The organism is Finegoldia magna (genome assembly GCF_018371055.1).
Taxonomy (GTDB): domain Bacteria; phylum Bacillota; class Clostridia; order Tissierellales; family Peptoniphilaceae; genus Finegoldia; species Finegoldia magna_I.
The window spans coordinates 1-8,454 of record NZ_JAGYZD010000058.1 but is presented as its reverse complement, the minus strand read 5'-3'; the positions used below and the strand labels follow the sequence as shown (position 1 = coordinate 8,454).

Below are 8,454 nucleotides of genomic sequence, written 5' to 3'. Positions count from 1 at the left end.
AACAAGGCGTTATTTTTGAGTTCTCCTATATTTTATTAGGAGGTTTTTTTATTGAGAAAAACGAATACGAAATTGTTGACTACTATAGCGATTTGCATTACAATCAACTGCCTTGGTGCTTTTATCGCTGTTAGTACGAAGGTTCCTTTGTTATTGGATCACATTGGTTCACTTTTAGTGTGTATGCTATTTGGATGGAAATACGGGGTTGTGACTGCGCTTTTATCGTCAGTTTTGAACCAAGTTCTTTTCGATCCATTTGCTCTTCCATTTGCTCCTACGGGTATGCTTATGGTGTTTATGGTTGGAATTTTGTACGAAAAGGGATATTTCAAGAAATTGCACACTATTCCTGCACTTTTATTGGCTGTACTTCCAGGCGCTATTTTGGGTGCTATTATTCAAGGATATATTTTTGGTGGGGTTACAAGCTCAGGAAGTGATGTTATCGTAAGATTCATGATTAACAAGGGAGTCAATCCAGCTGCAGCATCTTTTATCAACCAATATTTTATGGAATTTTTTGACAGACTTATTTCATTTAGTGTCGTGATGGCAGCTGTTAAGAGGATTAAGCTTGAATCGATACGCTAAGATAGAGGAAAAATTAAAACGCGAGATAGTGCTTTTGAAAGGCAGACCATGTTTTTGGGGCAAATGCACTTTTTGCGATTACATTGAAGACAATACTATGGATATGGATGATGCTGTTCGTGAAAATCGTGAGATTCTTCAAAATGTGACTGGCGAATTCGGTGTTTTGGAATGTATTAATTCGGGAAATGTGTTCGAACTTCCAGAACAAACGAAAATCGACATCAAGAATTTAATTGAAGAAAAGAATATTAACACATTGGTTTTCGAAGCTCATTATATTTTCAAGAATAGACTTCACGAAATCAGGGAGTTTTTCGGATGCGAAATTTTGTTTAAGACGGGGATTGAATCGTTCGATTACGATTTTAGAGAGAATGTCCTCAACAAAAATGCGAAATTTACTGATGTAAAAGAGGTGTCCGATTATTTTGATTCGGCTTGTTTAATGGTTGGAATCAAGGGTCAAACTAAGGAAATGATTGAGCGCGACATTGAGATTGGTTTGGCTAATTTTAAATGGATTACTATTAATATTTTCATAAATAATTCTACGCCAATCAAAAGAGATGATGAGCTTGTGAAGTGGTTTTTGGAAAATCACTACGATTTGAAAAATCATCCGAAAGTCGAGATGTTAGTCGAAAACACTGATTTGGGAGTTGGTTAAACTTCCGTCAGTGTTTTTTTGTTTGATTTTCATATATAATAATGTTAATAGGATGTGGGAGGAAATATGAAAAACAAATTATTTAAAATCGCACTTGTGATTTTTGCTGTCGTATTTGTAGCATCTTGTTCGAAGAAAATACCCGAAATTACCGAAGAAAACAAGGCTTATGTGGCAGATTATTTGAATGACGGATTCAAAAATGTGGACATTTCAAAAGACGGTAGGTTGGAAAAATCTGATGTCGATAAAATCGCTTCGAATTTCAACAAACCCTACGATTATAATGGCGAAGAGGTGGTAAATTCGTTGGATACATTTTTCTACGGAGAAAGCTTCGAATCACCAAAAGATATCACGCTGAAAAATTTCGTGGCGAATTTTCCAAGCGAAGCTCTGGATTCTGACAAGGACAAATCCAAGATAGACGAATTGAAAAAACAAAATCCAGATGCATTCAAACAAACAAGAGAAAACGCAAAGATTTTGAAGGTGGACAAAAATTTGGTGGATGCTGTGTTGATAAAATATGCGAATATTTCATCAGATGATGTCACAAACAAGGAAAATGTCGTGTATTCTAAGGATGACAATTCGTATTATGTGATGGAAAATGATGAAGAGTGGGCGTTCGAACCAGTGGTGTGCAAAATCACTTCGAAGGAAATTATTTTGGAAGATGATATCAAATCGGAACTTAAATTGGAACAAAAAAACGGTAAGTTTTTTATAAAATCTTTTGAATTATCTCCTAATGCTTGTTGTGAATAAGGGATTATTATGCTATAATGTAATAAAAGGTACTGTATAAAGCAAAGGGAGGCAGTTATGATTACTTTAGCATTTGTTATTTTGATAGTTATTCTATCAATAGTTTTCGCAGCTATTTTGGGAACTTTTGGTTTGATATTGGGATTAGGCGGCGCAATTGTAGGAATTTTGGTAGCGATTGGAGCTGTTGCCTACTCATTCTTGAAAGTTTTCATCAAAATAGCATTAGCAGTGTTGGTAATTAGATTTATTTACAGAAGATTTTTTGCAAAAGAAGAAATATAAAGGAAGTGGAGTATGGATAACAAATATTTAAAATACATTTTGTACATATTCTTGGCTATTTTGGCTTTGAATATCATGATGGGAATTATGGGAATAACTGTTAGTATTTTAAAATTCTTGATGAAAGTATTCTTGGTTTTAGTAGTAATAGGATATGTAGCAAAATTTTTCCAAAATGCAGACAAAGATATGTAGAAAATAACACTGAGCAAATCTTGTGAGATGAGCTTGGTGTTTTTTGTTTACGAAAAAGTTGGTCATATTGGTGACAAGACTTAATAAAGCTTACAAGTCAGATTAGCAATTTGCACGTTTGTGTTTTTTGAAAATTTATAGTATTAATTAAATCATATTAGCGTTTTTGCTAAGAACATCATACGGAAAAAACAATCAGAAATTCCAGCGAAGGGAACCGTCAAAAATCTCATTCGCGCCAAAGCGAAGCTGCGCTTGAGATTTTAGGTTCACAAGCGATGAATTTCTTTGTTTTTGTAGTCAGATGTTCGTGCAAAATGCTAGTATACAAATTATCTCTAATATGCAATTAAAAATCTAAAAACGTTGTAATTGAGCTATACATTGACATAACTAGATAGTTTGTGGTAAAATATACATTAATATAGTTGAATATTGCAGTTGATGAAGAAATAGTAATTATTGGAGTAATTCAGAGAGCTTATGTGTGGTGCGAATAAGTATATGAAGATAATGAATCTAACTTCTATGCGTTATTAGTTGAGAGAGCTTATGCTAATTAGGGTGGCAGTCGCGGAAACGTAATTTTCGTCCCTTGGTATGAGTTTTTTTATTGTTTTATAAGGAGAAAGTTATGTTAGATATTAAAAGAATTAGAAACAATCCAGAAGAAATCGTTGAAGCGCTTAAAAAAAGAAGAGGAGAATATCCAATTCAAAAACTTTTGGATACTGATGAAAAAAGACGTGAAGTTATTCAAAAAGTAGAATCAATGAAGGCGGAACAAAACAAATTATCTAAACAAGTTCCACAAATGAAGAAAAACGGAGAAGATACTACAGAACTTTTCAAAAACTTGAAGAAGTTATCTGATGATATCAAATCTATGGATGACGATTTGAAAGATATCGACGAAGAAATCAGAGAATATTTGATGGAAATTCCAAACACTCCTAACAAAGATGTTCCTGTTGGTTTGGATGATACTGAGAATTTGGAAATGAGAAAATGGGGCGAACCAAGAAAATTTGATTTTGATATTAAGGCTCACTGGGATTTGGGCGTTGACTTGGATATTTTGGATTTCGAAAGAGCAACTAAGATTTCCAAATCAAGATTTAGCGTGTTCAAAGGAAAAGGCGCACGACTTGAAAGAGCTTTGATGAATTTCATGGTGGATCTTCACACTGATAAACAAGGTTACACTGAAATGAATACTCCAGTATTGATGAGTCCAAGTGCGATGATGGGTACAGGTCAAATTCCAAAATTCAAAGAAGATATGTTTTACTGCGAAAAAGACGACATGTATCTTGCTCCTACTGCAGAAGTTCCTGTAACTAATTTATTGGCAGGAGAAATTTTGGAACAAGGAAGTTTGCCAATTTATTATACAGCGTTTACTCAATGTTTCAGAAGAGAAGCTGGAAGTGCTGGACGTGACACGAGAGGTTTGATTAGAAATCACCAATTTGAAAAAGTCGAAATGGTAAAATTTGTTGAACCTTCTACAAGTTATGACGAATTAGAAAAACTTACGAATAACGCAGAAGAAATCTTGCAATTGTTGGAAATTCCATACAGAGTTGTTAGACTTTGCTCTGGAGATTTGGGATTCTCATCTGCAATGACTTACGACGTTGAAGTGTGGATGCCAAGCTACAACAGATACGTTGAAATCTCAAGCTGTTCAAATTTTGAAGATTTCCAAGCAAGACGTGCAAATATAAGATATCGTGACGAAAATAATAAGCCACAATACGTTCACACATTAAACGGTTCAGGACTTGCTATTGGACGTTGTTTTGCAGCTGTAATCGAAAACTATCAACAAGCTGACGGAAGTATAAAAATTCCTGAAGTGCTACAAAAATACACAGGATTTGATATAATAGACTAGTAAACTAAAATTAAGATAGGAAAAGAAATGAAGGCTTATATAATCGCTAGAGGATATCCGACGGATAAATACAAAATGAACGGAATATTTGAATTGGATCAGGCAATTGCACTAGCCAAAAAAGGCGTAGAAGTTGTGTTGATTGCTCTTGATTTCAGATCACTTAGACGTTTTCGCAAATATAAAAGTGAATATTTTATAAAAGATAATGTCAAAGTGTATTCCTTTCATTTTCCGATTGGAAGATATATCTTCAAAAGCCTTTATGACTTTTCTTATTTGGTACTTAGACATTTCTACAAAAAAGTGGAGAAAATCGAAGGAAGACCGGATGTAATCCACACTTATTTTACAGACCAAGGATACTACGCATCCAAACTTGCAAAAGAGTTGAACATTCCATTCGTACTTACTGAATGCAATTCTGTTGTAAACCAAGACACTATCAAACCTTCTTACAGAAGAATTGCCGAAGAAACTTACGATAGGACAGACGGGCTTATAACTGTAAGTCCCAAATTCAAAGAGAAAATCAAAGAAGAATTTGGAAAAGATTCCACTGAAATTGCGATTATTCCAAATCTTACGATTTTCAAAAATAATGAGAATTTCAAAAGAGGAGACATCTTCAACATCGTATCCACTGGGAATGTAATCACGACAAAAGGTCCGAAAGAATTAATCGAAGCGTTTAACATTGCTTTTTCAAACGATAGAAATGTGAAGCTTACGATTTATGGGGACGGATTTTTGAGAAAACCGTTACTTAAAATGGTCGAAGAGTTTAATTTGACAGACCAAGTATTTCTTCCTGGATCAACAAAAAGAGAAAAAATCGTTGAGGGCTACAATAATGCGGATATGTTTTGCTTGTATTCGTATTCAGAAACTTTTGGGTTGGCGTATTTGGAGGCGTTGTCCGCGGGACTTCCTGTGGTCGCAAGTAAATGCGGTGGGCCAGAACATTTAATAAATGAAGAAAATGGGATATTGGTTGATAGATTTAACGTTGAGAAATTAGCCGAAGCGTTAAGATATATGCACGACAATATTGAAAAATACGACAGGGAAAAAATATCACACGATATCAAAGAAGTATATTCCGAAGAAAAAATTACAGATGATGTAATAAAAGTGTACGAAGAAGTTATATCGGAAAGATGAGGTGAGAAATGAAGAGTATTAAAAAAATAATACCCTTAATGTTAATACTTGCTATTGTATTTCAACCTGCATTATCAAAAGCGGACTCTAAGTTGGGATTTGAAGACAAAGTAAAAGCGTATTACGCAATTGAACAGGATTATTCCCAAGAATTGTTGAATTACAACGAAAACAAACCTTATGCTATAGCATCGCTTACTAAAATCATGACTTATGTTTTAGTTATGGAAGATATCAACGCAAACAAATACAAGCTCGACGATAAAATCAAAATCCAAACACAATACGCAAAGCCTGAAGCGAGTACTATGCAACTTAAAAAAGGCGAAGAAGTAACTGTAAATGATTTGATAAGGGGAATGATGATCGTAAGTGGAAATGACGCCGCAGACGAATTAGCAGTAAAATCAGAAGGATCTGTGGAAAAATTTGTCCAAAGAATGAACAAAAAAGCAGCCGAATTAGAATTGGAATCTGCGAAGTTTTATTCTGCATCAGGTTATCCTGAAAACGACAAGGAAAACATGATGAGTGCAAAAGATTTGGCGAAATTAACCACTTATACAATCAACAATTACCCACAAGTTTTAAATTACACAAAAACACAAAAACTTAGTATGCCGTCTAGAAAATACGAAGGCGTGACTACAGTTCCATTTTTAGGAAAAATCGAAGGCGTAGATGGATTTAAAACAGGAACAACTGAAAAAGCTGGATACTGTTTGATAACTACGATGAGTTTGAAATCAAACAATCCGAACAACAAAGTAGTTTCCGTATTGATGGGAGCTCCCACAAAATACGATAGAAATACTTACCAAAAAATAATATTGGAGTACGTCAGAAATTCATTTGAGCCAATTAATATATTAAACAGCGAAAAACCAATCGAAACGAAATCAGTCAACAGCGTTGTTGACAAAAACGTTGAGATTTATCCGACAGAAGACGTATCCATTTTGTATAATACAAAAACAGGTCTGCAACAAAAAGTCGACATCAAAAAAGACTTGAAAGCTCCTTTGAAAAAAGGACAAATCGTCGGAAAAGTTGTAATCGACACTGGAAAAGGCGACAAGAGAGAAGTAAGTCTCGTTGTCAAAAAACCTTACGAAAAAGCAGACACATTAACCAGAATAAAAAGAAGTGCCAAATACACTTACGAATTATTAGAAGCACTTCTTGTATCATAAGCCGATTTGAGTCGGTTTTATGTGCTTCCATAATTAAGCTGGATATAATACCCCCCTCCTAAGGGGGCATCCCCGGTTCGAATCCGGGTGGGAGTACCAAAAATCCCTGAGCATTGCTCAGGGATTTTTTGAAGTTTATTAGTATTGTGTTATTAAAATCCTGATACTTTAGGATCTTTTAAGTCAACTTTTACATCTTTTTCTGTTCCTAAATATACAGCTTTGAATTTCCATGTTTTATCTTTCTTTAGTTCCGTAACATTAGCGAAAGCTGAATCTAATTTATTTCCGTCTTTATCATATACAGGAAATTCAATTTGAATATACCCTTTATCAGAACCGGAGTTATTTTTTAATACACCAGTTACATATGTTGAAAATTCATCTGATTCTTGTTTTACTTGAGTCAATTCATATTTTGGTTTTTCTGGTTCCTTAGTTTCTTCTTTTTTTTCTGTTTTATTAGTAGATTCTTCCGTTTTAGTTTGTTCACCGTTAACTGTAGTTTCTGGTTTCTTGTTGCCTTGAGATGCTACTGCAATAATAACTATAACTATAAGTGCCCAAAACCATACCTTCTTATAAAAAGGTTTTTTCTCTTTCATTGTGTATTCTTTTCCGTCTTCTCCCTTAACTGTTTTCTTCATTTTTTTCCTCCTAAAATTTTATCAATAAATGAAAATATGTAACATTTATTAATACTATTATACAAAAAATTCGCTAAAAATCAAAATTTAAATTTTGTTTTTTTCGGGTAAATATTTCCAGTATCTTTTCGGCATATTATTCTGCATAAGTTTGAGGTTTTGGCGTTCTTTTATCCCGACTGAATTGTAGAATTCTATCCAGCAATTTTCAAACATTTTCTCTTCATCAGATTCTTCTTTGAAAATTTCTTGTACATCGTAAAATGCCAAATCATTGTCCACATAAATCGCGCACTTGTTTCTTCTCTTATCGTAAATCACAAACTTTTCATTTCTCAATCTGTTTTTGAAATGATATGTTAGTAATTCCAAAATGTCGTTGTTAGGTTCGAATTCTGCGAACAAGAAATTGTCTTGGATTTCTTTAAATCTGAGAAGACCCTTGTATGCGTGGAGTTCTCTTGTTGAATATTTGCACAGACTGTTGAATGCTACAGCGATTTTGTCGGAAGAGTTGATGAAGTTGTAGCCGTATGTGTACATATTTTTGATTGTCTTAGCGATAATGGTCGATTTGTCGGGATTTTCTGAGACAAATGCGTAGTTTATGCTACGATAAAAGTTGAATCCGAATGTGTCTATTATCGATTTTTTTACACGTGATGATTTGTCAGTATTTGTTTCAACGTATATGTCATCATTCAAAAAATCCAATTGCTCTGATTTCACAACGATAATTGAATTTTCAATGTGTTTGTACTGTTCAAAAATCACCGTGAACAAACCATCTAAGCTGTTGTCATAACTGTATCTCATATCTACTCCAAAAAACTAAGTTGTGTGACGTTTTTTCCTTCTTGTATTCTCAAAATGTCCAGCAAATCGTCTTGGGTGCTGTATTTTTGTCCGCGGTATACTCCTCCGACAAGTATGAAATTCTTCGCTTTTTTCACAGAAATTTTAAGAGAAATCAAATCGTCGTATTTGAGGTTGGCAAACTTTCTCGCATTTATAATTCTCATGGCATAAGTTGGC

The 8,454-nt window shown here is 34.1% G+C and carries 10 protein-coding genes, 1 tRNA gene and 1 pseudogene; 9 read left to right on the top strand and 3 right to left on the bottom strand.

The window, feature by feature from the left end:
* Positions 1 to 51 precede the first annotated feature (51 nt).
* From KHW44_RS03850 to KHW44_RS03810, 9 genes are all read left to right on the top strand, one after another.
* A complete protein-coding gene (locus KHW44_RS03850; protein ID WP_304066186.1) occupies positions 52 to 594 on the top strand; it encodes an ECF transporter S component in 543 nt (180 codons plus the stop codon).
* Positions 578 to 1,264: a radical SAM protein gene (locus KHW44_RS03845; protein ID WP_304066183.1), complete on the top strand. Its 687-nt coding sequence runs from the start codon at positions 578 to 580 to the stop codon at positions 1,262 to 1,264. Before KHW44_RS03850 ends, KHW44_RS03845 begins: the two co-directional genes overlap by 17 nt.
* Positions 1,265 to 1,330: 66 nt before the next feature.
* Positions 1,331 to 2,035, top strand: a complete 705-nt coding sequence (locus KHW44_RS03840) for a hypothetical protein (protein WP_304066180.1) — start codon at positions 1,331 to 1,333, stop codon at positions 2,033 to 2,035.
* A gap of 57 nt (positions 2,036 to 2,092) precedes the next feature.
* A complete protein-coding gene (locus tag KHW44_RS03835; RefSeq protein WP_002835834.1) occupies positions 2,093 to 2,320 on the top strand; it encodes a hypothetical protein in 228 nt (75 codons plus the stop codon).
* A 12-nt stretch (positions 2,321 to 2,332) separates the two neighbouring features.
* Complete coding sequence (locus tag KHW44_RS03830; RefSeq protein ID WP_002835833.1) at positions 2,333 to 2,515, top strand: hypothetical protein; 183 nt, start codon at positions 2,333 to 2,335, stop codon at positions 2,513 to 2,515.
* A gap of 634 nt (positions 2,516 to 3,149) precedes the next feature.
* Positions 3,150 to 4,415 carry a serine--tRNA ligase gene (serS, locus tag KHW44_RS03825; RefSeq protein ID WP_002835831.1) on the top strand — a complete coding sequence of 422 codons (1,266 nt, stop codon included), beginning with the start codon at positions 3,150 to 3,152 and terminating at the stop codon, positions 4,413 to 4,415.
* A 27-nt stretch (positions 4,416 to 4,442) separates the two neighbouring features.
* Positions 4,443 to 5,579: a glycosyltransferase gene (locus tag KHW44_RS03820; protein ID WP_304066175.1), complete on the top strand. Its 1,137-nt coding sequence runs from the start codon at positions 4,443 to 4,445 to the stop codon at positions 5,577 to 5,579.
* A gap of 8 nt (positions 5,580 to 5,587) precedes the next feature.
* Positions 5,588 to 6,772, top strand: coding sequence for a D-alanyl-D-alanine carboxypeptidase family protein (locus KHW44_RS03815; protein WP_304066172.1), 1,185 nt, complete (start codon positions 5,588 to 5,590; stop codon positions 6,770 to 6,772).
* Positions 6,773 to 6,795: 23 nt separating this feature from the next.
* A tRNA-Arg gene (locus tag KHW44_RS03810) sits at positions 6,796 to 6,871 on the top strand.
* Positions 6,872 to 6,924: 53 nt separating this feature from the next.
* On the opposite strand, the gene KHW44_RS03805 is transcribed toward KHW44_RS03810, so the two are convergent.
* The 3 genes and pseudogenes from KHW44_RS03805 to KHW44_RS03795 form a co-directional block, all read right to left on the bottom strand.
* Positions 6,925 to 7,419 carry an FxLYD domain-containing protein gene (locus KHW44_RS03805; protein ID WP_304066169.1) on the bottom strand — a complete coding sequence of 165 codons (495 nt, stop codon included), beginning with the start codon at positions 7,417 to 7,419 and terminating at the stop codon, positions 6,925 to 6,927.
* An 87-nt stretch (positions 7,420 to 7,506) separates the two neighbouring features.
* Complete coding sequence (locus KHW44_RS03800) at positions 7,507 to 8,235, bottom strand: TIGR03915 family putative DNA repair protein (RefSeq protein WP_304066166.1); 729 nt, start codon at positions 8,233 to 8,235, stop codon at positions 7,507 to 7,509.
* Between the two features lie 2 nt (positions 8,236 to 8,237).
* Positions 8,238 to 8,454: pseudogene (locus KHW44_RS03795) on the bottom strand (radical SAM protein); the annotation flags it as partial.

Excerpts from the sequence above, each read along its gene's own strand:
- KHW44_RS03830 (WP_002835833.1), top strand. The coding sequence starts at position 2,333 with ATGGATAACAAATATTTAAAATACATTTTGTACATATTCTTGGCTATT.
- serS (WP_002835831.1), top strand. The coding sequence starts at position 3,150 with ATGTTAGATATTAAAAGAATTAGAAACAATCCAGAAGAAATCGTTGAA.
- KHW44_RS03800 (WP_304066166.1), bottom strand. The coding sequence starts at position 8,235 with ATGAGATACAGTTATGACAACAGCTTAGATGGTTTGTTCACGGTGATT.
- KHW44_RS03805 (WP_304066169.1), bottom strand. The coding sequence starts at position 7,419 with ATGAAGAAAACAGTTAAGGGAGAAGACGGAAAAGAATACACAATGAAA.
- KHW44_RS03820 (WP_304066175.1), top strand. The coding sequence starts at position 4,443 with ATGAAGGCTTATATAATCGCTAGAGGATATCCGACGGATAAATACAAA.
- KHW44_RS03840 (WP_304066180.1), top strand. The coding sequence starts at position 1,331 with ATGAAAAACAAATTATTTAAAATCGCACTTGTGATTTTTGCTGTCGTA.
- KHW44_RS03835 (WP_002835834.1), top strand. The coding sequence starts at position 2,093 with ATGATTACTTTAGCATTTGTTATTTTGATAGTTATTCTATCAATAGTT.
- KHW44_RS03815 (WP_304066172.1), top strand. The coding sequence starts at position 5,588 with ATGAAGAGTATTAAAAAAATAATACCCTTAATGTTAATACTTGCTATT.